Raw genomic sequence first — 26,050 nt, 5'->3', positions numbered from 1 at the left:
ATCAATTGTTAATTGTTATTTATTCAGCATTGAGGATTTTAGGAACTTTGAAAAAATCACCTTCCTGTTCAGGTGCGCTGTTAAGAATACCCTCTCTGTTAGTATAGGGTTTTAATATATCCTCTCTTGTTATATTGCTAACATCAATCGCTCTGGTTGTGGGAGGTACATCAGCAACATCAAGCTCGCTCAGTTGCTCGATATATTCTAAAATACTACCAAGTTGAGTAGTAAATTTTTCTTCCTCTTCTGGTGTTAATTCTAACCGAGCGAGGTTAGCAACTTTATGGACTTGTTCACGATCTATCATTTTTAGGGAATTGGGAATTGGGAATTGGGAATTGGGAATTGGGAATTGGGAATTGGGAATTGGGAATAGGGAATAGGGAATTGGGAATTGGGAATTGGGAATGGGGAATTGGGAATATATAGTAAGAATTTAGTTTTTACCCAGTCACCAGTCACCAGTCACCAGTCACCAGTCACCAGTCACCAGTCACCAGTCACCAGTCACCAGTCACCAGTCACCAGTCCCCAGTCACCAGTCACCAGTCACCAGTCACCAGTCCCCAGTCACCAGTCACCAGTCACCAGTCACCAGTCACCAGTCACCAGTCACCAGTCACCAGTCACCAGTCACCAGTCACCAGTCACCAGTCACCAGTCACCAGTCACCCATCACCAATCACCCATCACCAAATTAAAAGAATACGTCAATTTGCGATCGCCCGGTAGTTTTTAACCAGTTTTGTGCTTCAATATAGTTATTGGGAGCTAAACGAATCGCTCTAATCCAATAATCCGCAGCCTGATCAAACAACGCTTCACCAGCATCATTATCACCCTCTTCTTTGGCTTTTTCGCCTTTGTAGTGATAAATTACAGCGATGTTATTTAAAGCTTGGGGTAGACGGGGGTTTAATTCAATCGCTTGATGATAAAATTCTAAAGCTTTTTCATGATCGCCATTACTAGCATAAATTAAACCCATATTATAAAGGATAAAACTCTTGTCGTTAGAATCTTCTTCTAAAGATAAAGCTTCTTCATAATATTCTAAAGCTTCAGCATATTCGCCTTCAGCTTGGGCTGACATACCATCACGGTAATAAACAAAAGCTTCCTTAGCTTTCTTGTTAGTTGGCAGTATTTTGAGAATAATATCTGCCATAACGGTAAAAGACTTGTCAACAAAGTTATCGTTTTTCTGTGTTCTTGGCATATTTGCCCCTATTTTAACCTACAAGTTAATCTAGCTGATTTTGGGTGATTGGTGACTGGGGACTGGGGACTGGGGACTGGTGACTGGTGACTGGGGACTGGGGACTGGTGACTGGTGACTGGGGACTGGGGACTGGTGACTGGGGACTGGGGACTGGGGACTGGGGACTGGGGACTGGGGACTGGGGACTGGGTTATGAACTTCCCTTTCCTCCCTGCTTCCCTGTCTCTTTGCTGTCACCTGTCACCTGTCATCTGTCACCTGTCACCTCTTTCCTGTAAAGCTTCCCGTGCTTGTTCTCGATCATCAAAGTGAATTTTTTCCGTACCCAAAATTTGATAATCTTCGTGGCCTTTACCTGCCAATAATACACCATCACCGGGTTGAGCTTCCAAAATAGCAGTACGGATGGCAGTAGCGCGATCGCCAATTACCACCGCTTGCACAACATCAGGAATACCAGCCAAAATATCCTCTAAAATCTTATCAGGGTTTTCTGTGCGGGGATTATCTGACGTTACCACCGCAATATCCGCTAATTCTGCGGCAATTTTCCCCATTTTCGGGCGTTTTGTCCTGTCTCTATCTCCTCCACAACCAAACACACAAATCATTCTTCCCGGTATAAATGGACGAGCAGCTTTCAGTAAATTCTCTAAACTATCAGGAGTGTGGGCATAATCCACAATTACGCTAATATCTTGATGATCGCTAATTTGCACCCGTTCCATTCTTCCTGGCACTCCAGGGAAATCAGGTATAGATTTTGCCACTACCTGTAAATCTAAACCTAGATGTAAAACCGCACCCACAGCCGCCAAAAGATTTTCTAAATTATATTGTCCCACCAAAGGAGAACTAAAAGCGACATCACCTTTAGGAGTATGTAAAATTCCGCTCACACCTGTTGGCTGATAATTTAAACCACTCATCCACAAATCAGCAGTATGATCATTAACGCTGTAAGTCCAAACTCGTTCTTTTCCTAAACTAACAATTAAACGTTTACCATATTCATCATCAGCATTAATAATAGCTCTACCTTGGAGATAATCAGGAGTAAATAACAAAGCCTTCGCCCCAAAATAATCCTCCATATCCTTGTGATAGTCAAGATGATCTTGGGTGAGATTGCTAAATACAGCTACCTCAAAAGCACATCCAAAAACCCGATCCTGCGCTAAAGCATGGGAACTGACTTCCATTACCCCGAACTCACACCCAGCATCAACCGCTTGAGCTAGATTGTGTTGTAAGTCTACCGCAAAAGGAGTAGTAAAAGCCGCAGTTTGGGAAAAACCAGGCCAACGAGTGTAAAGAGTTCCTAACAAAGCCGTCGCCAAATTGGCTTTTGTGAGAAAATATTCAATCAGGTGGGTAGTTGTGGTTTTACCGTTCGTGCCGGTAACGCCCACCATTTTGAGCTTTTGTCCAGGATAACCATAAAAAGCCGCGGAAATTTCCGCGCAGACCTTATTCATATTACTGGCACTGATCACCATTTCCGATTGTTTAGGTGGATATTTGGCGATCGCATCTGGAGAGATAATAGCAGCAACAGCACCAGCAGCTAAAGCACTTTGCCAAAACTCACCCCCATCTACTCTAGTTCCTGGCATTCCGATAAACAAATCTCCCACACCGCAAGCATGGGAGTTAGTTTTGATCCCCTGAACTTCCACATCAGCGGACTGAGGACATTCTAAACCATCAACAACCGCCAATAATTCCCGTAAATTCATATATCGCACCTCGCCACAAGCTAACCTTGCGCCTATTCTGCATGATTATTTTCTGTATTGGGAATATATTTTAAAAGCAATTGTTCCAACTGCCGAACATTTGCGCGAGGAGAAGGACGAGGTATAGGTTGTAACTCCTCTGCGTTCTCTGTGTCTCTGTGGTTCGATAAAAATAAAACTGGAATTTCATACTGATAAGCATTAAACCAGTCTTCACGAGTTGTAATATCACGTATTTCCAAATCAAAAGCAATACTCGTTATCTGTTCTAGTTTTTCTTGTAAACCTTCACAGAGATGGCAACCGGGTTTACTGTAGAGGATAATTCGCTTCATGTTAGTATAGGACTCCTATTTGATTTTTGATAGCTTGCGTGGCGTAGCCATACAGAACTCAGTACACACGGAAAGCCTTCTTTCCTGTTCCCTGTTCCATGTTCCCTGCCTCCACGAAAAATTCATGAATCAAATCGGATCACTATAGTTTTTTAATGATTGTAGAGGCAGCTTTGCTAACTGTGGTATAATAACAGAAAATCTAGATTTAAATAGCAACTAAACTATGGAAAAATTAAAAATAGAAATAGACTCAAAAAAATTGTACGAACAGGATTTCTATCTTTGGCTACAAACAACAGCCAATTTATTAGAAAACAATAAATTTGATGAATTAGATATTAAAAATTTGATAGAAGAAATCAACAGCATGGGTAGAAGCGAGAAAAAAGAATTGAAAAGTCGTTTAATAACTTTAATTGAGCATATATTAAAACTGGAATATTGGCAGTTAGAAAAAGAAAATAATGCTAGAGGATGGCGTAATACAGTTGCGGAACAAAGATTACAAATAGAATTAACTCTGGAAGATAGTCCGAGTTTAAGAAATATGCTGGATGATATTTTTGAAGAATGTTATCAAAAAGCTAGGCAATATATCCTGAAAAGATATCAATTATCTCCTAATTTATTTCCTGAAAACCCTCCTTTTTCTGTTACGGATGTTCTTAACGCAGATTATTTACCGTAGAAACTGTCTGAATCAGGATTTCCAGGATTAAAGGATTTTCAGGATGTTATTTTATCTGAATACTCTTATTTCTATTTTAGGTTGTTTTGTTGTCTCGTTCCCAGTCTCAGACTGGGAATGGTCTTATAGAGGCTCTGCCTCTATCTTTATTGAAGACATTTAACGAGCATTACCTAAATTTTGTAATATCTGTGTAACTTGTAATTTTAAATCAGATAAATTTTGCTCAATAATTTGCCAAACCAAATTCAAATTCACCTTTAAATAATCATGAATTAATACATCTCGTAAACCTGCCATTTGTTGCCAAGGAATATCAGAATATTGACTTCTTAATTCAGGTGATAATCTTTTTGTAGCTTCGCCAATGATTTCAAAATTGCGAATTACAGCATCTTGAATCATCTTGGTTTGCATAAATTCTTCCTTGCCACCTTGAGTATATTCTTGTATCCGTTCAATACATTCTTTAATATTACTTAAATATAAACGTTCATATTTCATAATGGTACAGCCTCACTTAATACTTTATCTCTAATTAAATCATGTAAATTTTCAGGTTCAGCAATATCTACTTTACGTCCTAGCAATACTGCCAAATCTTGAGTTAAGGCGATATAATCAAATAAACTACAATGTGGTTCTAGTTCCACTAACAAATCTACATCACTATCTGGTGTTGCTTCACCTCTAGCAACTGAACCAAAAATCCGTAAATTATAAGCACCATATTTATTAGCAATTTGTAATATTTCCTCACGAAGTGGTAGTAATACTTCTTTAATTCCCATAACTTTATTTATTAAAATTACTGCTTCTATTGTAACCTAAAATCACGCCCAGATCCCAGACTTCTCCAATTAATTTATCATTTACTGACAAGATAAAAAAAGAAGTCGGGGATCTAATATCGTCACAAAACATTTAGACAGGAAGCTTTGGGCGATCGCTTTCAGTCTCAGAGAACTTGGTTAAAACTTTTAAAATGCTATTCTATAGCTAAACATTAAATTTTTTCTTTAACAAGTTTCTAAGTAAATTACTTGCTCTTTCTATAAACTCTTCTTCAGTTTCAGTTTCTTTAGGTTCACCAATTTCCTTGCTCAAAGAAGATATCACCTCTTTTGAAGTTGCATATTCTGAAACTTTTTTGCTGAATTTCTCAGCTTTTGTTTGTGTATCAGTTTGTCCAAACAGTGCAAAATTTAATATAGCACTTTTACTTAAAAAGTAAATAAGAAAAAATACTTAATTTTGTAAATAGTTAGGTATTTTTTCCTGAATTTACACAGACATCAAATCAACTGAATTATTCACATTTTTACTTAACCACCCATACCACTCATCCCAACCCATACCAGTAGTAGCAGAAACTTGAAAAATTTGGATTTGTGGGTTATCTCGTTCCCAGTCTCAGACTGGGAATGCCATTATCGAGGTTCTCCCTCTATCTTCATTGAACACATAGCCTTCCATAATTGATCCCCATACAGAGTATAGGAACGAGAATATCAATTCTTTAGTTTATCTAAAATCATTTTCAAGAGGTCAGAATACCTTTCTAAGATAGAAGTAGTGGCTAAAAACCGCTATAGGCAAAATCCCAGGAAGTAACCAAAATGACTCAAGTAGCAGAAACGTTAGATTTATCCAGTGATAAAGCCTTAGACCGAGATTGTACAACCTTATCCCGTCATGTCCTCCAACAACTCCAGAGTTTTGGACCAGAAGCACAGGATTTGAGTGCGTTAATGAATCGCATCGCCTTAGCTGGTAAACTGATTGCACGACGGTTTACCCGTGCAGGTTTAATGGAAGATGTTCTGGGTTTCACAGGGGAAGTGAATGTCCAAGGTGAATCTGTGAAAAAAATGGATGTCTATGCTAATGAAGTGTTTATTTCCGTATTTAAGCAAAGTGGCTTAGTTTGTCGCTTGGCTTCGGAAGAAATGGAAAAACCCTATTACATCCCCGAAAACTGCCCTATTGGACGTTATACCCTATTATATGATCCCATTGATGGTTCATCTAACACAGATATTAACCTCAGTTTAGGTTCAATTTTTTCCATCCGTCAACAAGAAGGAACAGACTTAGATGGTGAAGCTAAAGACTTATTAAATCATGGACGGAAACAACTAGCAGCAGGTTATATTCTTTATGGACCAAGTACCATGCTGGTTTACAGTATTGGTAAAGGTGTACATTTCTTTACCCTTGATCCCAGTTTAGGAGAATTTATTCTCACAGAAGAAAACGTGAAAATTCCTGAACATGGTGCTGTTTATAGTGTTAATGAAGGAAATTTCTGGCAGTGGGAAGAATCATTTAGAGAGTATATTCGTTATGTGCATAAGACAGAAGGTTATACTGCCCGTTATAGTGGGGCGATGGTCAGCGATATTCACCGAATTTTAGTACAAGGTGGTGTATTTCTCTATCCGGGTACATTACAAAAACCAGAAGGTAAGTTACGACTACTTTATGAAACTGCACCCTTGGCATATTTGATAGAACAAGCTGGAGGGCTTGCTACCACTGGAACAGAGGATATTTTGGATGTAGTCCCCAAACAACTGCACCAACGCACACCATTAATTATTGGTAGTCAACAGGATGTAGCTAAAGTCGAGTCATTTATTCAAAAAGGTCAGTAGCCAAAATCCAGTAAAAGCATTTAGTATGGCCAGTAATCGAAGCTAAACATTGGCACATTGGGATTGGAATGCAGGACTAGCAATGTTTGTATGTGAAGTAAAAAATACACTCAATTAAACCATTTCCTGGTCAAGAAACGCCGAATTATTTGATTGATAAATTCTTTTCTCCCTCTTTTCTTCCCTCTTCCTTCGTGTACTTTGCGTACTTTGCGGTTCATTCATATAAATTGGCGCTTCTCCATCAAGAAATTAGGATAAGTAAACTTCTCAACTTCACAAAAAACAATGTTAATAGGAGTTAAAAAATAGTTATGGCAACCAATCATTTATTAGAGATTAAAAACCACGGTCAAAGTATCTGGATGGATAATTTAAGCCGTGACATTATTCAATCTGGGGAACTGCAAAACCTGGTAGAAAATCAAGGAATCTCTGGTATTACCTCCAACCCAGCCATTTTTGAAAAAGCAATTACTGGTAATGCCATTTATGATGCTGACATTGAAGCGGGGATGCGTGCTGGTTTACCCACATACAAAATTTATGAATCTCTGGTTTTTGCAGATATCCGCAATGCTTGTGATATTCTGCGCCCTGTGTATGATGCGACCAAGGGACTGGATGGTTATGTGAGTATTGAAGTTCCTCCCACCATCGCCCATGATACCCAAGCTACAATAGATGAAGCCCGTCGCTATTGCCAAGAAATTGGGCGGGAAAATGTGATGATTAAAATTCCGGGAACTGATGCTGGTTTACCTGCTGTAAAGGCGACAATAGCCGCAGGAATTAACGTTAACATTACCCTGTTATTTGCAGTAGAAAGCTATGTAAATGCAGCTTGGGCTTATATTCGGGGTTTAGAAAAACGGGTAAATGAAGGTCAGGACATTAGTAAAATTGCTTCAGTAGCCAGCTTTTTCTTGAGTCGGATTGATACCAACATTGATGCTAAGATTGATGCTAAATTGCAGAAAGGCGTTGATGATATTAACCACGAAGCAAGATTGAGGGCAGTCAGAGGAAAAATTGCGATCGCTAATGCAAAAATCGCCTATCAAGAATATCAAAATATAATTGCCAGTGATAGGTGGCAAGCATTAGCCGCTAAAGGGGCAAAAGTGCAACGTCTCCTTTGGGCAAGTACCAGCACCAAAGACCCCAGTTACAGCGATGTCATGTATGTTAACGAATTAATCGGACATGACACAGTAAACACTCTACCACCTGGGACTATTAAAGCCTGTGCTGATCATTGTCATGTGAGCGACAGTTTAGAAACAGGAGTTGCAGAAGCTCATAACCTCATCCAAAGCTTAAAAGATCCTGACATCAACATCAATATTGAAGCAGTGATGTCAGAACTACTTGTAGAGGGTATTGACAAGTTTGTTCAGCCCTTCCAGTCCCTAATGAACTCTTTAGAAGAGAAACTCAAGGTATTGTCACCAGTATAGGGGATTGGGGACTGGGGACTGGTGACTGGTGACTGGGGACTGGGGACTGGTGACTGGTGACTGGGGACTGGTGACTGGTGACTGGGGAGATGGGGAGGTTGATAACGCAATCACCAATCATGAATCCCCCAATCACCAATTACCAATCACTAATCCCCCAATCACCAATTACCAATCACTAATCCCCCAATCACCAATCACCAATTACCAATCACCAGTCACCAACCTAAAATCCAAAATCTAAAATCTAAAATCCTTATGGTCAGTCTGTTAGAAAATCCCTTGCGGGTTGGTCTCCAACAACAAGGGATGGCGGAACCCCAAATTATTGTTATCTTTGGCGCGTCAGGGGATTTAACCTGGCGTAAACTCGTACCTGCATTATTTAAACTCCGTCGGGAAAGACGCATTCCCCCAGAAACTACCATTGTTGGTGTTGCCCGTCGTGACTGGACCCATGACTACTTCCGGGAACAGATGGAAAAAGGAATGCGGGAAGCTCACAGCAAAGTTGAACTGGGAGAACTCTGGCAAGACTTTTCTAAGGGTTTATTTTACTGTTCCGGTGATATTGACAACCCCGAAAGTTACCAAAAACTGAAAAACTTCCTCGCTGAACTCGACCCCCAACGGGGAACACGGGGAAATCGGATGTTTTACCTTTCCGTTGCGCCCAACTTCTTCCCCGAAGCTATTAAACAGCTAGGTTCAGCGGGAATGTTAGACGATCCCTACAAAAACCGTCTCGTTATTGAAAAACCCTTTGGGCGTGATTTAGCATCAGCGCAAAGTCTCAACCAAGTAGTGCAGAAGGTTTGTAAAGAAAACCAAGTTTACCGCATTGACCACTACTTAGGTAAGGAAACAGTACAAAACCTGTTAGTGTTCCGTTTTGCCAATGCCATTTTTGAACCATTATGGAATCGGCAATTTGTGGATCACGTACAAATCACCGTTGCTGAAACCGTAGGTGTAGAAGACCGGGCGGGATATTATGAAAGTGCCGGTGCGCTACGGGATATGCTGCAAAACCACCTCATGCAGTTGTATTGTTTAACCGCAATGGAAGCACCTAACTCAATGGATGCTGACAGTATCCGTACAGAAAAGGTGAAAGTATTACAAGCCACTCGTTTAGCAGATGTCAATAACCTGTCCCGTTCTGCCATTCGCGGACAATATAGCGCCGGTTGGATGAAAGGAGAAAAAGTCCCTGGATATCGAGAAGAACCGGGAGTTGATCCTAATTCCACCACACCCACTTATGTAGCAATGAAATTTGTGGTGGATAACTGGCGTTGGCAAGGTGTACCTTTCTATCTGCGGACAGGGAAACGGATGCCGAAAAAAGTCAGTGAAATTTCCATCCATTTCCGGGAAGTACCTTCCAGAATGTTCCCATCAGCCGCATTACAAGCAAACGCCAATATTTTGACAATGCGGATACAACCAAATGAAGGTATTTCGCTCCGTTTTGATGTGAAAATGCCCGGTGGAGACTTCCGCACCCGTTCCGTGGATATGGACTTTACTTATGGTTCATTTGGGATTGAAGCTACATCTGATGCGTATGATCGCCTGTTTTTAGATTGTATGATGGGCGACCAAACATTGTTTACCCGGTCTGACGAAGTAGAAGCTGCTTGGCGTGTAGTTACACCTGCGCTCTCTGTTTGGGACTTACCCGCAGATCCCGCTACTGTTCCTCAGTATGAAGCGGGTACTTGGGAACCAGCAGAAGCTGAATTATTAATCAACCAAGACGGCCGCCGTTGGCGCAGACTTTAAGGGGTGACTGGGGACTGGTGACTGGTGACTGGTGACTGGGTAAGAGTTTTTCCCAATGCCCCATGCCCCATGCCCCATGCCCCATGCCCCATGCCCAATTATTAATCCAAAATCCAAAATTATGGTAACTGAAGCTTCTACAATTTATTCTCTCCAAGCCCCTAAAGATGTGTGTTTGACTGATATTGAAAACGAACTCAGTCAAATTTGGCAAAGTTATGGTATTCAAGGAGAAGAAGGCGGTTTACCTGCTGCTACCCGTGCTGCAACATTTACTCTAGTGGTTTATGAACCAGAAGAAACCCAGTATTTGTTAGCCGCTATTGGTGTTTATAACGGTCCTATTGATGGGATTTTGGGACCCCAAACCCAAACTTCACTGCGGGAACTACAGAAAAAACACGGACTTCCAGAAAGCGGTATTCCCACACCGGAAACGATCAAGGTTTTACGGGAAGAATATTTTAAACTTCAGCACAGTGGGGAACATGGTGATAGTCATGGTGCGGCGATGGGCTATACTTACAGTCCCACCAGTCCCACTATTGCTGATGAAATTGCTTTGCGTAACCCTTGCCGGATCATTGCTTTATGTCCCATTGCGGGGGAAGATGAGGGTGTAAAGGCGCAGGTTTCTGCCTATTGTCCTATTCAAAAGCAAACTTCCAGCACTTTAATTTGTTGTGAATACATTACCTTAACTGGTACTGCTGCGGCTTTGGAACGTATTGGGGGCATGATTCCCGCTTTGTTAATTGGTGGTTTGCCTAAGTTTTTATGGTGGAAAGCTACTCCTGATTCTCAAAATCCTTTGTTTAAGAGATTGGCAGCAGTTTGTAATAATGTAATTGTTGATTCTTGTAATTTTAATGCTCCTGAAAGTGATTTATTAACTTTACAAGATTTGGCAGATACAGGAGTTCCTTTAGCTGATTTAAATTGGCGACGTTTATCTGCATGGCAAGAATTAACAGCAGAAGCTTATGATGCTCCCCAACGTCGTGCAGCTTTGAGAGAAATTGATCGGGTAAATATTGATTATGAAAAAGGCAATGCCGCCCAAGCTTTATTATTTTTAGGCTGGTTAGCGAGTCGCTTGGAATGGCAACCTGTTTCTTACAGCAAAGAATTTGGTGATTATGATATTACCAATATTGTTTTTGTGTCGAAAGATCAAAGACAAATTAATGCAGAGTTAGCAGGTGTTCCTGTTGCTGATATTGGGGAAATTGTTGGTGATTTGATTGCTTTGCGTTTGAGTTCTACTAATACTCAAGCTAATTGTGGTACGGTAATTTGTTCTGAAACCGGCGGTTGTATGCGGATGGAAACTCAAGGTGGCGCTCAATCTGCTGGTTTATTTCAACAAGTTAGTTCTCTTGCTGAACAAAAGCCGGAGTTTTTGTTAAGTCAGCAGGTGCAACGTTGGGGGCGTGAGGCTTTGTTTGAGGAAAGTTTATCGGTGATTACGAAAACTATTAAGTTGGGTTAGTTTGTGTTTTTAGATCCCCGACTTCTCACTATGATCTATTTTTGATTGGTATGATTTATAAAAGAAGTCGGGGATCTTTTTTTGTCTGAATCAGGATGTCCAGGATTTAAGGATTTACAGGATTAAATGAACCACGAAGACACGAAGAAACGAAGGAAGAGAGGAAGAAGAGAAATTTTTAGATATATGCTTTTTATCTAAATCATCAAGAGGAAGTTGATAGTTATTTACAACAAAGACATCAGCAAAAACAAGAAGTTCGGCAAATAAATGAGGCTCGTTTTAATGCTCAAGATTTGCGAAATAGATTAATTTCTCGTCAAGCAAATCAGGAAGTATGTTAAAGTTTTTAGCTGATGAAAATTTTGATAATACTATTGTTAGGGGTTTAATTAGACGTAATCCTAATCTCGTTGAACCAAGAATCCCCGCACCTTTAGATCGGTGAGTGTCAATGATACAATTCCTTCACTGCACCATTGCAATAATAGCCAGCGATCTGAGTCTTTGTCTAATGCTGGTTTGACTCCACAATTTTGATTTCCTCTTCCGTTAATCCGTAAAGTTGATAAACTAGCTGATCTATTTCTTGTTCTAATGCTCTAGTATCTGCATTAAGATTAGCTTGCTTAATAGCAATAATTCCGTTAACTTTTTCAAGTATTTTATTAAGAAAATAAGGTTCTTCAGGAAAAATAATTGGTAAATTATCCACTTCATAACCATTAACATTACTACTTGTACTTCTAGCTTTAAATATCCAATTCATTAAACTAGAATTGAGAATACCTAATAAAAATATCCTCCTAGAATTATCATTACACACAATATAATTACAAGAATTAGCTAAATATATTCCACCTTCTACAATTGTACATTTTAATCTTCTACGTTCATTAATCCCCGTTAAACCCTGAAGAATAATTCTGGTTTGTTGTGCATGAATTAGCTTTTCTCCATTATATAATTCTCTAAAATTAACTATATTTAAGTATTGGATCATTCCTTGGCTGATTTCTGAGTTACTATGTTTAAGTATGTATCTATCAATTTGAACTCCTTTAACTAATATTTGATCATGAGAATTGTTTGTAATTGCTGTTTTAGCCAATGTCATATCAACTTCACCAGTCAGACAAGATGATATATTACCTAATTTAATTACCTGTGAATTTCCACAACATTTACATAACAAATCAAATGAAATAGAATCTAATAATGGTATTTGTAAATTGTCATCTAGTTGACTGACTTGTTCAAGTCTTAAAATTTTTCTATTCATTAATTCAATATTTTTTTCATAAGATATCCCCATACTAAATGATTGTGTCATTAATCCTTTTTGAGTGATGATGATAGTTGTTGACATTTTTACATCTTCAAACACTCTCATTTTTGAATTATCTCTTTCTGGAAAAGCATCAATTAATATAATTGAATTTTCTAGTAATAAATATTTTCTTGTACTTTCAGAACTTGTTTCATTGAGTATTCCCAACGGAATAATCATAGATATTAAACCTCTTGATTTCGCCAATTTAATACCTAAACAATAAAATACCTTATAAGCATTGATTACACCACCCTTAGCTTGTGGATATTCTTTTTTAATTAATTCTAAAATTTGACTTTCGGTAGTTAAAGAAATTTTTTGATTTTGCTTCTTATTAAATAACCCATAGGGAGGATTACCAATTACTACATCAAAACCAAGAAAATCACCTTCATTATTCAAAACTTCAGGAAATTCAAACCGCCATTCAAAGGCATCTTGATAAATCTTGCCACTCTTTTTATCTTCAATCTCATTATTGAGTTCATTAATTTCTGCTTCTAACTTTTCCTGCTTTTTGTGACGGCTTTTTTGCTCCGCTTTACTTTCTTCAAATAATGAGGTTTGATCCCGTAGGTGACGCAGTTCTGCTATTTTCTGATTTCGCTTTTGTATATTAGGATCATTGCTACTAATTTCTGTACGTATGTTATTTTTAATATCTTTAATTAACTTCTCTATTTCTAGTTTTTGATCTTTATTTTCAGGATGACGATAAGTTATGATTGCATTTCTATAACCTTCAATATTCCATGCACTTTTTCTTAAAATAGGTCGTAAATCATCGTCTAATGAAAAACGACTAACTAAAGAATTTCCTACTTTTATATTAATATCAATATTGGGTAACGTTTCCAATTCTCGATAATTACTTTTAGCTGTATAATAAGCATTCTTTAAAAGCTCAATCCATAACCGTAAACAACAAATTTTCACAGAATTAGGATTGATATCCACACCAAATAAACAATTTTCAATAATTATTTGCTTTTCATGAAAAATCGTTTCCTGGATACGTTGACTTTCTTTATTTTTGGGATTATATGCAAATGTCTGACCATCATCGTCAGTGATAATTAATTCATCATTAACAACTTCTATATGATAATCTCTTAATGTTTTACCTTCCCTATCTAATAAAATCTTCAGTTCACTTTTAATAGCAATAATCTCATTCAAAGCAGAAACTAAAAAATGTCCTGAACCAACTGCTGGATCACAAATTTTTAGACTATTAATAATATCATTGGCTTCTTTTTTATTGTCAATCTTATCATATAATTCATTAATATTTTGACAATCCCAACCCTTAACTTCATTAAATTTCTGGATAACTGCTCTGCGAATCGTCTCCCGACACATATACATAGTAATGAAACCAGGAGTAAAGAAAGAACCATCTTTATAACCATTAATTTTCTCAAAAATCAACCCCAAAACAGAAGCATTAATTAGGGTTTTATTTTCTTCCTGGATTTCTTCTGCACCTTCACTACTAAAATTATAAGCATCCAGAAATTGAAAAATATACTCTAAAGCTGTTAATTTTCCTGTGCGTTTATTACCATTGTTATCTTTTAAGACCGTAGTAGAAAATATAGATAGTTTTTCATCATTTAGTAAATTACTAATGACAAGAGTTTGATGTTCAAGGTCTGATAGTTCAAACAGTGAACTATTCAAATAAGGAATATTAGCAACAATATTTTTTATATGTTCATCTCTATCATCTGGTTTATGAGATAAAACACCGAAAAATAAACGATTAAGACTACCAAAGTCTGGAATTTTTGCCCAATTCAAAAAAGCAAAGGATTTATCACCTTGATGATACCTGATTAATTGAGCTTCTAATAATTTTAAAAACAGAATCCTATTAATCCAAGTAATAGCTAATTCTATACTGACATTAACAAGAATTTCTTCCTGATTTTCTCCAAATTGTTCAGAATTTTCTAACCTGTAAATTTTTCGTAATTCCCGTAACCGAGTTATGGTATTTTCAATCAATGAACCTTGTTCACGTTCTTTTATCGGTTTACGTTGAATTAACTTTTTACTACCTTCCTTAACTTCAGTTAAACCAATAATATGCAATAATTCATGATAAAAGTTTTTATTCAAGCTGTTGCTATCATTAGCAAATGGTAACTTTAATAAATGCTGTGGTGAAAATAGCTTAAATAAAGCAATTAACTCTTTGTCATTTTGCTGATCTGCTATAGTTAAATATGGTTCATAATCTCTCAGATCAAAATAGGTAAAACCTAAGTCATTTTTTACCTGATCTATAGCAGGTTGAGCAATTTGTTTATAAAAGAAATCAGTTGTAGAACCTGATAAGCGATTTTCTTTAAAATCAATAAATTGCTTTTCTAACCTTTTAGCAAACGCTTTTTCAAAAACTTCTGCATCAAAAATAAACCATTCATAGATGTTAGTTGCAATCAAATATTTTATTTCTAAATTTTTATTAGTAATTCTTTCTTCTAAAAAATAAAAAACCAACTGCTGTAATGCTTTGGTATTCAAATTATCAACCTTGAGCATTTCACTGGTGTTATTTGGTTTTTTCGCTTCGATAATTACACCTACACTGCTTTTAGTGTCTTTACCGTTATAAATTACAAAGTCATTAGATTTTTTAGTATTTATAAAAAAATCTGGACTGTAATAGGTGTTTTTCAAAAAATCAGCAACAATATTTTTATGAAACTCCTCCGTCTCATTATCATCTATTTGTTGAATTAAATTTAACAAATTAACTTTAAATTTTTCAAATTCATTTTTAATTGCTCCTGCTCTAATAAATGCCTTATTTAGTGCCTGTCTGGGATTTTGCCGAGTCATTTTGATTACTGAATTTAATTGATAAAGGCTTTTATAAGTAGCATTATACACAAAATTTCGCATAATGCTAGTTAATTTTATTTAACTAATAAAAAGTTATTTAACGTTGAGCATATCTAATTTATAAGCTGTATGGTTTCTCTGGTAAATGTGTACCTCATATCTTAGTAAACTATATCTTTAGCCAAATTAACCGCTTCCCAAGGTGCAAAATTATAGCCTAAAGACTCTCCCACTGAACGTACAGTATAATGTAGCTGACTACCAGCAACATCAATAGAACGTAAAAATCCCTCTCCTTGATAGGTATTAGTTACTCAGCTTGTGTGTTGACAACATTACTTTAATTAAATCACAATTATAAGTCAATAGTATGTAGAATTTACTTAACTTATGTTACATTTGTATTTCTATCAATGAAGATAAATTAAGAAAAATTACGTAAACTTAACACACCACAAAATCCCCAACTTCCAAAGATATAGTTGGTAGCCAATATTTTATGATTGATTCAAATTAGGTCAAAATATGAAATATTAATAATATCAATTACCTTCAGGAGTCTGTCATTAGTGTCAGAAAAAATCCATTCTCGATATGCGGATGGAACACCAGTTTATCAAAGTCAAAGACCTCCAAGATTTGGTGAACCCATAGCCGATCCTTTAGCTCAAGGAGGGCATTCTAGATTAAGATGGGATCAATACCATCAAAGAGTTTATCAAGCTAGAGAATTTGATACCAATGGTCAACCAGTGCGAGACATTGACTTTACCAGTCCTACATATCCTAATGGTACACCCCGTCCTGATCATTTACCACCCCCTCATCAACATCTTTGGCTTGCTAATATAACAGGTGGTACTCCCACTCGTAGTAAACAACCAAAACCCCTATGAATAAACCAGAAAAATCTGCACTTACTCTAGTTATTAACCCAGAAGAAACAATAGAAAATCGCGTTTTCTTGATAGTAGATTATCTCGCTAAAACCTATCCTCAATCACAATGGAAAATTACCGAAATAGATGCAACAGGATTATCAGGAAATTGTTTAACACAGACTCTTAATAACCAACAAAATACCACAATTTATGCTCAAGAATTTTTACAAATTATTCAAGAAAATGGACAAATTATAGATTTAGAAGCAACTTTAATTAAAAATCATCAAGAACAGCAAGAAATTATTACTATTTTGATCAGAGATGGTTATTCTATAGATATTTTAGGCTGTACAGAATTATTACCTGTTAATGTCTTAAAAGATTTTATTCTAGTTGACCCTCATCTATTTGACAGTGAAGAAACTCATTTGAATTTACCAGATATGCAGCAATTAGAATTATATTCCCAAACCACTAAAATCTAACAACAATAAAATTAGAGAAAGCCAAATGCAAAATGATGAATAATATCACATATATCCCCAACTTCTCAAAGAAATCGGGGATTTAAAAATTGCGTCTTTGCGTGAGGTATATTCAAACCTCATCCGGGTTAACCCCCAACTCCCGCAACCGTTCCGCTAAACGTGCCGCTTTTTGCTGTTCCTGTTCCAACTGAGATGTTAACTGTTGCGTCTTCTCCCCACTATGTAACAACAAATTACCCTGTAAATCCCACCAACGTAACCAGGGAGCTTGCATATTATTATACTGTCCTTCCCAAATCCCCAACTCTACACCTAACGGTAAAATCGGATAATGCCCCCTTTCATTAGCTGGTAATAATTCATAACGTCCATTCACTAAATGATACACTTTGACACTGGCTTTCTGGACTTCATAAATACCATAAAACGGTACTCTGATTGCTTGTTCATATACCCAGAACTTACCGTTAAACGGTGTTTTATCCCTTTCTTCTGCACCATCCCCAGATACAAACTCTAAAACTATCAAAGGTGCTATATATTCCTGCCACAATACGTAGGAACGGCGGAATTTACCGTTTAACATTGGTGGTACATTAGCTACATAAAACCAATCTGGTGCTTCCGCGCCTTTTTCCAGTGGTTCGGTTAAACGCCAATAAATACCGCAGTCTTGACCGATCGCATATTGTCCATCAGGATGTATTTTTTGCAAGGTGCTATTGATGGAGTCTGTTAGTAAGATGCTTTGGGGATGTTCTTGAAAATTTTTCACAAATGTTCCATCCGACTCTGGTAACTCAGTGTGGTCGGGAAGATGGGTAATATCTATGTCAGCAGGTTTCGCAAGAGTCATAAAACTGGGAATAGGGGTTAAAGACTCGATCGCCTCTATTGTAGTTAAATATTATGATATGGATGGACGATCGCCTTTTTTTAGGATGGCGCGTGATAACTGATAGCTGACAACTGATAACTGATAACTGATAGCTGAAAACTAAACCTTTGCTTCCAAAGACTTCAGTAGCTCAGTATTAACACCAGATTCACGAGTTAAAGAAATCTTACCCGTGCGGGCAATTTCCCTTAAACCAAACTTTTGCAACACTTGGACGATCGCCACCATCTTCCCCGGATCTCCCACCACTTCCAAAGTCAGAGAATCTTCCGCTACATCCACAACCCTAGCGCGGAAAATCTGAGCCAGTTCCACCACCTCAGAACGGTTGCTGCTGGTAGCATTCACCTTTAAAAGCATCAATTCCCTTTCTACACAAGGTGTCTCAGTAACATCCTGTACTTTCAGGACATTAACTAATTTATATAACTGCTTTGTGAGTTGTTCAATCACGCGATCGTCACCAGGTACAACCATCGTAATTCGGGAAACTCCACCCTGTTCAGCAGGACCGACAGCAAGGCTTTCTATATTAAAGCCACGACGGGCAAATAAACTAGAAATACGGGACAAAACCCCCGCTTCATCTTCAACAAGTACAGAAAGAGTATGTTTCATCTTCGCCAACACAGGCTAGGGAGTATAAAGAGATAAATGTAACATCAGCCATATCTCAGGGCTGCTTTAGACTGACTACGAAATAAAATTTTCGGTCTAAACCCTTATTTTAATACGCTTGTGACTCCTATCTAAATCAGGATTTCCAGGATTTAAAAGTGATTCTTTCTCGTTCCCATACTCTGTATGGGAATGAATGTAAGAAGGCTCTGCCTTCTATTAAATCAGAGTCAGAGACTCAATGACAGCATTCCCAGTCTGAGACTGGGAACGAGATTAAACGAGATTAAAACTACTGCAAATCTTAGCAGAGATAGATGTTACTAGCTTTTTAAAGTTTTATACTGATATGTGAGAACCACTTTACCAGGAGAAAATCGTTTATGAGTTGGTTAAAAAGACTGTTTGGAATGGAAAAACCAGAAAACGCAAAAGTAAACCCAACTCCACAAGCAGCAGCTACCGCTGACAAAATCCCTCCAGAACGTATAGGATTAAATGGCGAATATGATCAAAGCGGTTTAGCTAAAAGAGTCGCATTAGCCTTTGATCAAGATTCAGAACTTACAAATTGCGATCGCCTCTGGGTAGCTCAACTAGGTAGCACCGTGGTATTAAAAGGTGAAGTTCCCAGTCAGAAAATTCTCAACAAAATGGTTTCTGTCGCTCGTTCCGTTAATGGTGCTACTAATGTAACCTCTGAGCAAGTTAAAGTTGGGTAATTGGTGATTGGTGATTGGTGACTGGGGACTGGTGACTGGTGATTGGTGACTGGTGACTGGTGACTGGTGACTGGTGACTGGTGACTGGGTAATCAATTTTATTTTTCCCTATCAACTATCAACTATCACCTATTCCCCATTCCCCATTCCCTAATCCAATTTAAAATTACCTCATTCACCTTTTCCGGTGCTTCATCATGGGGACAGTGACCTACATCTTCTAAATACAAAACTTCTAATTTTTCATTGTATTTAGCAAACTCACTGGCCAAGTTTGGGGGAACAAATTTATCTTTTCGCCCCCAAATCAATAACATAGGAATTGTTAAGTTTGGTAATATTTCCTTGACACTAGGACTAAATTCTGCACCTATAGAAGATTTAAACAAAGCAATAAAAGCACGGGTAGAGCCTCTGTCCTGTGGAGGTCCTGCTAAAATATCTATCAATTCATCCGTAATGGCTTCGGGGTTTGTATAGGCAAGACCAGCCCAACGTTTTAATACTTCTGGTTTACGCACAAAATTAAACAGAGGTTTCAGCAGTAAAGGCGAAGCAATCATACTTTTCATACCCCTAACCACTGGATGTAAAAAAGCAGGAAGGGCTTCTTGTTCCAAAGTGGGATCAGGTAAACTCATCATCACCACACCCGCTACCATATCAGGATAGGTAGCAGCCGCAACTAAGCTGATTAAAGAACCAACAGAATTACCTATTAATATAACTGGTTGACGGATAAATGCCTGCCAAAAGTCATAAACCTGTTCTACCCAAAGTTTGACACTGTAATTAGCCGGAGCTTTTTCAGAAGCACCAAAACCCAGCATATCTAAAGCGTAAACCGTATGATGTGTACCTAAAACTTCTAAATTATGTCGCCAATGACCAATGGAAGCACCAAAACCATGTAGTAAAATTAAAGGTGTGGTATTTTGGTAATTGTAAGTAGGCCGGATGTAGGTATAGCGAATTTGCCAACCTCTCCACAGCCAATCTCTTTGATTACCTAGCCGCTGCTGCCAAAATAACGTAGTAGTCACAAACTCTTTCCTGGAAAACTGTAATTTAAATTAACTATTGTAGGAAATCTGAACAAAGTTAGTAGAATAACAAATACAACAGATTAACCAAATGTTGTTTGAATTAGCTAACCTAAAGATATGCACTCATTTTTCCATTGTGAGTCATTTACGTATTTTGCCTTTATTGGCATAGCAAATAAAACTAAGTAAACCAAAGCCAAGCCAAATCCTTAACTAAAAAAGCTCCCAAAAATCATAATGCCTGTGATTGAGAAAAAAAGAACTCGCGATCTGCCCCAAATTAACGAACGCATTCGCTTCCCGAAAATTCGAGTCATTGACACTGATGGCGGCCAATTAGGAATTATGCCGCCCCATGAAGCACTAAAGTTAGCAGAAGAAAAAGAACTAGACTTAGTGCTACTCAGTGACAAAGCCGACCCGCCGGTATGTCGAATCATGGACTACGGGAAATATAAGTTTGAGCAGGAGAAAAAGGCGCGGGAAGCCCGGAAGAAGCAGCACACGGCTGACGTGAAGGAAGTAAAGATGCGCTATAAGATTGAAGAACACGACTATAATGTGCGCGTCAAGCAAGCTGAACGCTTCCTCAAAGATGGTGATAAAGTCAAAGCTACTGTGATGTTCCGGGGTCGAGAAATCCAACACAGTGACTTAGCAGAGGATTTGCTAAAACGGATGGCTACAGATTTAGAACCGTTTGGTGAAGTACAGCAAGCGCCAAAGAAAGAAGGGCGAAATATGATGATGCTAATTTCACCCAAGAAGTAATCATTCCTGGATTGTAAGGTGTAGAGGAGGCAGGGGAGGCAGGGGAGGCAGGGGAAGCAGGGGAGGAAAGAGAAGTTAATAACCCAGTCCCCAGTCCCCAGCGATGCACTGAGCTTGTCGAAGTGTCCCCAGTCCCCAGTCCCCAATCACCAATCACCAAACTGTAAATTTATTTCAAAATGATAGTCCTGACTGCTGAGTGGGAAAAATAATACTCAGTTGTTCAGGACTTTTACTATTTAGTAACTGCTGTTACTGTTATCCTAAATACTTAGGGTTTGCTGATAGCGTAGCGTGGCGTTAGCCATATAAATCCGAAAACTTTACAGGTTTTGACTTGTACTGAGCGACTTGTACTGAGCCTGTCCTGAGCCTGTCCTGAGCCTGTCCTGAGCCTGTCCTGAGCGGTGTCGAAGGGCGGTGTCGAAGTAAGTCGAAGTGCTTTCAAAAAGTGCATCGCACCAGGGATGGTGATGCCATTATTTCTATTGAGCTTGTCCGTAAACTTATCAACCAGGGAAATTTGCTCTCTGACTGGTGTTTAGCTTGCTGTTTTCATTTTGCTCAAGCTGCTTACGTGCGACTGACAACGACGGAAATTTTGACAAATTTGCGCCATCCTACAGGTTTTGTCAGAGAAGCAGTGATTTCATACTTGAGTGTGGTTTCCCAGCGAGTGCTGCAAGAAATTCTACCCCATTTGCAAACAGACCCCCATCCACTTGTGGCCGCTCAAGTCAAGAAGTTAATAGCAAAATATAACAAGAGTCAGTAGTTAGGAGGCAGGAGGCAGGAGGAAATAAGTAGGGTTTGCGGAAAAAGTCAAAGACTTTTCACCCTATCTAAATAGTTTGTTTGGTGTAAATTTTCCTTTTTTGGGGCAGTATTCAGAACAATTCATAGCTTCTTCTGTGAGAACTATATCAGGTCTCACTGCACACTTCAAATAATGGTTATTTGAGAAAAATTTACAGTTTTTACAGGGAACTTGATGTAAACCATTGACACTAAAAGCTATTTTATTGTCTGCATGAGAACGAAGTTTTTGGACAATAAACAGAAAAATTGCCCAAATAAATACAAAGCTGAGTGGACTTAAAGCTATTGCTAAATCGGAGATGTTTAATCCTTCCTGTTGCGCGTATTCCGGTTGACTTTCGGTTTGTGTTAAACCATGAAAGGTTTTATTTAACGCTACCTTATCTACCTGATGTTGTAATATGTCTTCAATATACATATTATTTACCTGCTCTATATAATACGCTTTCTCAGCAATTTGTGAAAAATTAGATTATTTATTTCAATTATAGGTGTAACAAAATAAAACCTTGGCTATCTCTGTCGATAGGTTTGCTTGTAAATATCTGAATGTATATCCAAGGTAAGAAATTGACAAAAATTACAAATTAATGCAGCCGTAGGGAGAGAGTGTTAAAATAATTCTGGGGATAGAGGAATAATGTCAAAAATTGTCTATTTGAATTAGACAAATAATCTCTTGGTCAATTAAATTGATGTTAAAATAATTAGGGCTTGCTGAATAAACCTAAAACCTTGATATATCAAAGGTTAGAGGCTGATAAACACAGAAATTAGTGCAAGGGTTTTGAAGGGTATACCGGAAAAAGTGTGCATTTTTTGGGATTTCAAGAGATGGCAAAGAAATTTTCAAATCTCCTCCTGACTCCTGACTCCTGACTCCTGACTCCTATGCCCTCACGGAAAGACTTTCTCAGCAACCCCTAATTATAGGATCGGGAAATATGAACTTGCTGTTTTTCCAAAGGATTCCTGTAACTGCATTAGTATTACTTTGGCTGGCTTACAATCTGCTAGGATGGTATTTAGCAGCGCATCAGATTGTTTGGTTAGTAGGAGCTTTTGTGGCGGCGATCGCTATAGCTATAGTCAGAAAAAGTAATTCTTGGTTAGAAAATCTTTTAGTTTTTGGTTCTCAAACTTTAGTTGTCGTCTTGGTTCTCAGTGCATCCATCGCTTTAATAGCAATTTGGTCAATTTTATTCAGCATATTTCTTATCCCATTAGCAACCACGTTGTTAGCTGATTTAGAAATGCGTTTTTCTGGATTTAGCAAAACCTATTCTTTTTGGATTTTAACATTTATTGCTATCTCAGGTTTAGCTGTTGGTGAGATGATAGACATCCTCATTTTTCCCAGTATTAAATACTAAATTTCATAAGAAGTAGGGGCGAAGCATTCGGAAAATAACCTGGTCAGAAAATTGATAATTTGTTGCCCGAATGCTGATGCTTCCAGCACGCTTCGCGAACGCCCGTACAGGAGTCAGAATGTTTGCAAATTGTGGGTTTTATTCAACGCTTGCAAAATCTGACTACTGAAAGCTGATAGGTGACGACTGAATGCTTACCTTTGCTTTATGTTTATTTTTTCTCTAACCGAGATTTTACATCTGCTGCAAAGTCTTCATATCTTCTCAAAGGAGTTACTTCTACTTGTACATTTTGACCCATTTTTTTCATGATAGGTAAATCTAAGAGAATTTGATCCAGTGTGTCAGGTGTGGGAACATCAACAATAACAATTACTCGACGAGTTCCCACACATTTCCACAAATCTACAACAATTCCTGCTTGCTTTGCTTGTAGTGCTGCATCTGCTTCTTCACTCCAAATGGTAAAGAGTTCTTGCTGTGTCATGTCGTCGGGGTATTCAACGTGAAAATCTAAGTGATATAGCATGATTAATTTTCCTAAATTTGGTTAATTACAATTAATAAAATACTATAGATTCAGGTTTCGCGCAAAGTGTTATGATAATTTTAATTCACAGAAGTTCTAAAAGATTCCAAATAACCTACTAGACAATCTGGGGTGTCCGCATATTGGGACAAATTAGAAATTAGTGTTGTTTCCCGCAAATTTAAGGTGATTTTTATTTTTTTAGTAAAATACTTGGGATTGCCTTTATTTGCTTCTTCAATTAGTTTTTGAATAACTTTGAATAAAAAATAAATCTCAAATTTACCTCTAAAACTTTTTTGATGTTCTTGTAAACCTAGGTGATTTTGCTTTAAGTCTAGTTCTTCTTGAGTAACAGTAATTGCTTTGGTAAATTGAGTATATAAATCATTAATGCTATAGTTACTTGTGATATTATCTAAATCTATCTGTACTAACTTGGAGATATCAAGACCAGATAACTTCAAATCTGTTCTTTTTTCTCGTTGACAAGCTATCCAAATATTTAAAAGTTCAACTGCATCATGAAATTCTTTCTGAAGTTTTATATAAAGGTTTTTACAGTTATTAAAATCAATATCTGATTCAGACAGCTTAAATTCACTTCTCAGAATTTCACAAAAACTATTAATAGATGTATAGAAATTTTCTATTGAGTAACAAGGAGTTTCATATATTCCAGTTATTTCTGTATTTTTTATTGATATATCAAAATCTCTGTCTATAAAGTATGCTGCTCTAACTTGAGAGTAAGTTTTGCGATTAGTAATAATTCGATGAATGTCTAAAACTCCTTGTTTTCCGTCACAACTAAAGTAAGAGTATTTTATTGGTCTGGCAATATTTCTGATTCTAATTCCATAATACTTCTTATCATCTTCACCTTCAAAGAAGCAGTATAGAGCAGATTCATCTTGTTTGTATTGTCGGGTAAATTCGGTAAATGCTACTACTGGTCTATTTCGAGCATCTCTAAGTTTAGCTACTGACATCTATTTTTCCGTGACAAAATCATCTAAGTCTATTGCATTTGTATCTAACTCATTATCAAAAATGAATGGTGAATGCGTGACAGCTAAAAGCAGTTTACACTTACCTGATTTCAAGATATCAGGAAGTAATAATCTTTGCCATTCTAGAGAAAGAGAAAGCTCAGGTTCATCAAACAAAATTATGTATTCATCATCTGAGTCAAGATAAATTTTAGAAAACAAGGATATAATTTGTTTTTCACCAGAAGATAAATTTCTAATATCTATTGGTTGATGATTTTTTTCTTGAACTATCGAAATTTCTACACTTGTTTCATCATAGACAATACGTTTTTTATGTAGATATTTATTACAAACTTCGGCAAATTTTTTAATCGAATTATCTTTTTCTCTTTGTGGCTCATATAAGCCAAGCAGTTTAGATAAATAATAAACTAATTGATTATATTCGGGAGATTTTATTTTTCCTGAATTAACCAGTTCTTCTATTTTGTTTTTATCATTTTCAGGTATGTTATTTCCTATTTTATTTAATACTATATTTAAGGTTTCAGGTTGGATACTATCCCTCATTTCTTGAGTTGGTGTAGTAACTTCAACAAACTGAGTTAACATTTCACCATTTACTTTTGGTAATAATTCTAAAGTTGCATCTTTGATATTTTTTTCAATTCTATCAAATTTTGCAATTACATCGTCCATTCCAAACTGAATTAATCGCTCATCCTCTTTACCAAAATTTAATTCTTCATTACCTAAATTTTTTAGTTCTTCTTCAATCCTTCTATAAGTAGGGAAATATAATATTGATTCATGTAAATTTTCTCTAATATTTTTTTTAATATTGATTGAATTTTGCTCAATCATTGTTCTAGCAAAACCTTTTATAGTAGTAGCTGGTATTATAATATTTCCAGTAATATTTCCAGCCATACTAACATCTCTAAATGCTACAGAGTTAAATGTTTCAATTAAAGCAGAAGCAGTTAAATCACTTTTTTTAATTTCAACACTTACTCCAGATGCAAATTCAAGAACGACCGATTCAAAATCAATGGTAATTAATCTACTAAACTTACAAGATATTGAATAGTAAAGAGCATTTAAAATGGTAGTTTTACCAGAACCATTTTCAGCAATAAGAATAACAGCTTCTTTATCAAAAGGAATTTTCATATCCTTATAGCCGAATAAGCCATTGATAGAAAATGATTTCAAATTACTAAAATTAAGATGTTCACTTAACAGCATAATTATTGATTCTGACAATTTTTGACAATTTATAGCTGTGATTTTGAGACTATTTGTTGCTTAATTTATATAGTAACTCATCTTGA

At 37.1% G+C, this 26,050-nt stretch carries 28 protein-coding genes and 1 pseudogene; 12 read left to right on the top strand and 17 right to left on the bottom strand.

Annotated features, from left to right (window positions below):
* Positions 1-19: 19 nt before the first annotated feature.
* Positions 20-310 (bottom strand): Asp-tRNA(Asn)/Glu-tRNA(Gln) amidotransferase subunit GatC, encoded by a 291-nt coding sequence (gene gatC, locus H6F45_RS17065; protein ID WP_096566073.1) that lies wholly within the window; start codon positions 308-310, stop codon positions 20-22.
* Between the two features lie 87 nt (positions 311-397).
* Here gatC and H6F45_RS17060 point away from each other — a divergent pair, with 87 nt between their 5' ends.
* On the top strand, positions 398-742 hold the full coding sequence (locus H6F45_RS17060) for a hypothetical protein (RefSeq protein WP_190347863.1): 345 nt from the start codon (positions 398-400) through the stop codon (positions 740-742).
* Here H6F45_RS17060 and H6F45_RS17055 read toward each other — a convergent pair.
* From H6F45_RS17055 to H6F45_RS17040, 4 genes are read right to left on the bottom strand one after another with little or no spacing between them, the layout of a single operon-like run.
* Positions 701-1,222 carry a photosystem I assembly protein Ycf3 gene (locus H6F45_RS17055; RefSeq protein WP_137669138.1) on the bottom strand — a complete coding sequence of 174 codons (522 nt, stop codon included), beginning with the start codon at positions 1,220-1,222 and terminating at the stop codon, positions 701-703. The genes H6F45_RS17060 and H6F45_RS17055 overlap by 42 nt on opposite strands.
* A 30-nt stretch (positions 1,223-1,252) precedes the next feature.
* A complete protein-coding gene (locus tag H6F45_RS17050) occupies positions 1,253-1,462 on the bottom strand; it encodes a hypothetical protein (RefSeq protein WP_190347861.1) in 210 nt (69 codons plus the stop codon).
* Positions 1,463-1,479: 17 nt separating this feature from the next.
* Positions 1,480-2,964 carry a UDP-N-acetylmuramoyl-L-alanyl-D-glutamate--2,6-diaminopimelate ligase gene (locus H6F45_RS17045; RefSeq protein WP_190347859.1) on the bottom strand — a complete coding sequence of 495 codons (1,485 nt, stop codon included), beginning with the start codon at positions 2,962-2,964 and terminating at the stop codon, positions 1,480-1,482.
* Positions 2,965-2,996: 32 nt separating this feature from the next.
* Complete coding sequence (locus H6F45_RS17040; RefSeq protein ID WP_190347857.1) at positions 2,997-3,299, bottom strand: glutaredoxin family protein; 303 nt, start codon at positions 3,297-3,299, stop codon at positions 2,997-2,999.
* 226 nt (positions 3,300-3,525) lie between these two features.
* Here H6F45_RS17040 and H6F45_RS17035 point away from each other — a divergent pair, with 226 nt between their 5' ends.
* A complete protein-coding gene (locus H6F45_RS17035; protein ID WP_190347855.1) occupies positions 3,526-3,990 on the top strand; it encodes a DUF29 domain-containing protein in 465 nt (154 codons plus the stop codon).
* Positions 3,991-4,149: 159 nt separating this feature from the next.
* On the opposite strand, the gene H6F45_RS17030 is transcribed toward H6F45_RS17035, so the two are convergent.
* Positions 4,150-4,494, bottom strand: coding sequence for a DUF86 domain-containing protein (locus H6F45_RS17030; RefSeq protein WP_190347853.1), 345 nt, complete (start codon positions 4,492-4,494; stop codon positions 4,150-4,152).
* Positions 4,491-4,781: a nucleotidyltransferase family protein gene (locus tag H6F45_RS17025; protein ID WP_190347851.1), complete on the bottom strand. Its 291-nt coding sequence runs from the start codon at positions 4,779-4,781 to the stop codon at positions 4,491-4,493. The genes H6F45_RS17030 and H6F45_RS17025 overlap by 4 nt, the downstream gene beginning before the upstream one ends.
* A gap of 828 nt (positions 4,782-5,609) precedes the next feature.
* On the opposite strand from H6F45_RS17025, the gene fbp reads away from it, so the two are divergent.
* Both fbp and tal read left to right on the top strand, forming a co-directional pair.
* Positions 5,610-6,647, top strand: a complete 1,038-nt coding sequence (fbp, locus tag H6F45_RS17020; RefSeq protein WP_137667823.1) for a class 1 fructose-bisphosphatase — start codon at positions 5,610-5,612, stop codon at positions 6,645-6,647.
* Positions 6,648-6,961: 314 nt separating this feature from the next.
* Positions 6,962-8,107, top strand: coding sequence for a transaldolase (tal, locus tag H6F45_RS17015; protein WP_137667824.1), 1,146 nt, complete (start codon positions 6,962-6,964; stop codon positions 8,105-8,107).
* On the opposite strand, the gene H6F45_RS17010 is transcribed toward tal, so the two are convergent.
* On the bottom strand, positions 8,085-8,228 hold the full coding sequence (locus H6F45_RS17010) for a hypothetical protein (RefSeq protein ID WP_190347849.1): 144 nt from the start codon (positions 8,226-8,228) through the stop codon (positions 8,085-8,087). The genes tal and H6F45_RS17010 overlap by 23 nt on opposite strands.
* A gap of 137 nt (positions 8,229-8,365) precedes the next feature.
* Between H6F45_RS17010 and zwf the strand changes: the two genes are divergently transcribed.
* A complete protein-coding gene (zwf, locus tag H6F45_RS17005; protein WP_096566088.1) occupies positions 8,366-9,895 on the top strand; it encodes a glucose-6-phosphate dehydrogenase in 1,530 nt (509 codons plus the stop codon).
* A gap of 121 nt (positions 9,896-10,016) precedes the next feature.
* Positions 10,017-11,387, top strand: a complete 1,371-nt coding sequence (gene opcA, locus H6F45_RS17000) for a glucose-6-phosphate dehydrogenase assembly protein OpcA (RefSeq protein ID WP_190347847.1) — start codon at positions 10,017-10,019, stop codon at positions 11,385-11,387.
* Between the two features lie 511 nt (positions 11,388-11,898).
* On the opposite strand, the gene H6F45_RS16995 is transcribed toward opcA, so the two are convergent.
* The gene (locus H6F45_RS16995; protein WP_347237742.1) at positions 11,899-15,621 is read right to left on the bottom strand and encodes an Eco57I restriction-modification methylase domain-containing protein; all 3,723 of its coding nucleotides are present in this window, start codon (positions 15,619-15,621) and stop codon (positions 11,899-11,901) included.
* 521 nt (positions 15,622-16,142) lie between these two features.
* Here H6F45_RS16995 and H6F45_RS16990 point away from each other — a divergent pair.
* Complete coding sequence (locus tag H6F45_RS16990; protein WP_137667828.1) at positions 16,143-16,469, top strand: hypothetical protein; 327 nt, start codon at positions 16,143-16,145, stop codon at positions 16,467-16,469.
* Positions 16,466-16,942: a hypothetical protein gene (locus H6F45_RS16985; protein ID WP_137667829.1), complete on the top strand. Its 477-nt coding sequence runs from the start codon at positions 16,466-16,468 to the stop codon at positions 16,940-16,942. The genes H6F45_RS16990 and H6F45_RS16985 overlap by 4 nt, the downstream gene beginning before the upstream one ends.
* A 112-nt stretch (positions 16,943-17,054) precedes the next feature.
* Here the strand turns inward: H6F45_RS16985 and H6F45_RS16980 are convergent, their stop codons facing one another.
* Positions 17,055-17,801 carry a Uma2 family endonuclease gene (locus H6F45_RS16980; protein ID WP_190347845.1) on the bottom strand — a complete coding sequence of 249 codons (747 nt, stop codon included), beginning with the start codon at positions 17,799-17,801 and terminating at the stop codon, positions 17,055-17,057.
* 141 nt (positions 17,802-17,942) lie between these two features.
* Positions 17,943-18,461, bottom strand: a complete 519-nt coding sequence (gene ilvN, locus H6F45_RS16975; RefSeq protein WP_137667831.1) for an acetolactate synthase small subunit — start codon at positions 18,459-18,461, stop codon at positions 17,943-17,945.
* Positions 18,462-18,844: 383 nt separating this feature from the next.
* On the opposite strand from ilvN, the gene H6F45_RS16970 reads away from it, so the two are divergent.
* On the top strand, positions 18,845-19,183 hold the full coding sequence (locus H6F45_RS16970; RefSeq protein ID WP_096566101.1) for a phospholipid-binding protein: 339 nt from the start codon (positions 18,845-18,847) through the stop codon (positions 19,181-19,183).
* On the opposite strand, the gene H6F45_RS27080 is transcribed toward H6F45_RS16970, so the two are convergent.
* Both H6F45_RS27080 and H6F45_RS16965 read right to left on the bottom strand, forming a co-directional pair.
* Positions 19,170-19,298: a hypothetical protein gene (locus H6F45_RS27080; protein WP_277876994.1), complete on the bottom strand. Its 129-nt coding sequence runs from the start codon at positions 19,296-19,298 to the stop codon at positions 19,170-19,172. The two genes, H6F45_RS16970 and H6F45_RS27080, sit on opposite strands and share 14 nt — an antisense overlap.
* Positions 19,299-19,308: 10 nt before the next feature.
* Positions 19,309-20,226, bottom strand: coding sequence for an alpha/beta fold hydrolase (locus H6F45_RS16965; protein WP_190347843.1), 918 nt, complete (start codon positions 20,224-20,226; stop codon positions 19,309-19,311).
* Positions 20,227-20,466: 240 nt separating this feature from the next.
* Here H6F45_RS16965 and infC point away from each other — a divergent pair, with 240 nt between their 5' ends.
* Together infC and H6F45_RS16955 are read left to right on the top strand one after the other, a co-directional pair.
* The gene (gene infC / locus H6F45_RS16960; protein WP_096566105.1) at positions 20,467-21,000 is read left to right on the top strand and encodes a translation initiation factor IF-3; all 534 of its coding nucleotides are present in this window, start codon (positions 20,467-20,469) and stop codon (positions 20,998-21,000) included.
* A gap of 481 nt (positions 21,001-21,481) precedes the next feature.
* A pseudogene (locus H6F45_RS16955) lies at positions 21,482-21,775 on the top strand (hypothetical protein); the annotation flags it as partial.
* 63 nt (positions 21,776-21,838) lie between these two features.
* Here the strand turns inward: H6F45_RS16955 and H6F45_RS16950 are convergent.
* A complete protein-coding gene (locus tag H6F45_RS16950) occupies positions 21,839-22,237 on the bottom strand; it encodes a hypothetical protein (RefSeq protein ID WP_096566107.1) in 399 nt (132 codons plus the stop codon).
* A 526-nt stretch (positions 22,238-22,763) separates the two neighbouring features.
* Here H6F45_RS16950 and H6F45_RS16945 point away from each other — a divergent pair.
* On the top strand, positions 22,764-23,192 hold the full coding sequence (locus H6F45_RS16945; RefSeq protein ID WP_096566108.1) for a hypothetical protein: 429 nt from the start codon (positions 22,764-22,766) through the stop codon (positions 23,190-23,192).
* Positions 23,193-23,403: 211 nt separating this feature from the next.
* Here the strand turns inward: H6F45_RS16945 and H6F45_RS16940 are convergent, their stop codons facing one another.
* The 3 genes from H6F45_RS16940 to H6F45_RS16930 all read right to left on the bottom strand — a co-directional run bounded on the left by H6F45_RS16940 (position 23,404) and on the right by H6F45_RS16930 (position 25,964).
* Positions 23,404-23,721 carry a muconolactone Delta-isomerase family protein gene (locus H6F45_RS16940; protein WP_096566112.1) on the bottom strand — a complete coding sequence of 106 codons (318 nt, stop codon included), beginning with the start codon at positions 23,719-23,721 and terminating at the stop codon, positions 23,404-23,406.
* 80 nt (positions 23,722-23,801) lie between these two features.
* Positions 23,802-24,713 (bottom strand): DUF4435 domain-containing protein, encoded by a 912-nt coding sequence (locus H6F45_RS16935; RefSeq protein ID WP_190347840.1) that lies wholly within the window; start codon positions 24,711-24,713, stop codon positions 23,802-23,804.
* Positions 24,714-25,964, bottom strand: coding sequence for an AAA family ATPase (locus H6F45_RS16930; protein WP_137668191.1), 1,251 nt, complete (start codon positions 25,962-25,964; stop codon positions 24,714-24,716).
* Positions 25,965-26,050: the final 86 nt, after the last annotated feature.

Origin of the sequence: Sphaerospermopsis sp. FACHB-1194 (assembly GCF_014696235.1) — a bacterium.
Classification (GTDB): Bacteria; Cyanobacteriota; Cyanobacteriia; order Cyanobacteriales; family Nostocaceae; genus Sphaerospermopsis; species Sphaerospermopsis kisseleviana.
The sequence above is the reverse complement of the archived record's forward strand: the minus strand, read 5'-3'. Positions and strand labels throughout refer to the sequence as shown.